This is a genomic window from Vibrio sp. 970 (genome assembly GCF_033339075.1).
The window spans coordinates 1-500 of sequence record NZ_JAWOTW010000902.1 but is presented as its reverse complement, the minus strand read 5'-3'; the positions used below and the strand labels follow the sequence as shown (position 1 = coordinate 500).

Here is a 500-nt window from a genome sequence, read left to right as displayed (position 1 = left end):
TAGCCCACTTCCAACGCTAAGCCTCTCTATTTAAAAAGAATCGCTTGTAGATAAAATGCTAAGCTCTAAAAAGAAATCGTTATGGATGGCGGTTAGCGACGGGTTAGCGGGCTCAATCAACACGCTCCCGTTCGCAAGTTATCTATTCATGCATTACTTCTTCAAAGGAAGCACCGCACTATGAAGCGAATCATTTTTGGCACATTGATTATTGCCCTTTTAAGCGCCTGTTCAAAAGATAACACGCACCAAGCGCTTGGCACTTTAGAGCGTGACCGCGTAACATTTACTGCCACATCTAATGAGATAATTAGAGCCCTTCCTGTCAAAGAAGGCAGCTTGGTCAGTGAAGGGGAAGTGTTGGTTCAGCTCGATACCAAGAATCAACAAGCAGTTCTTGCACACGCCGTTGCCGAGCAAGCCAAAGCGGGAGCGTATTTGCTTAAATTGACCAATGGTGAACGCCCAGAAGACATTGCTGCCGCATCGGCACGCGTAGC

The 500-nt window shown here is 46.8% G+C and carries 1 protein-coding gene; it reads left to right on the top strand.

Annotated features, from left to right (window positions below; all coding sequences use genetic code 11):
* Window positions 1-180: 180 nt before the first annotated feature.
* Window positions 181-500, top strand: a 320-nt coding sequence (locus R7Q11_RS29820) for a lipoprotein (protein WP_318094504.1), incomplete at its 3' end; no start/stop codon positions are given.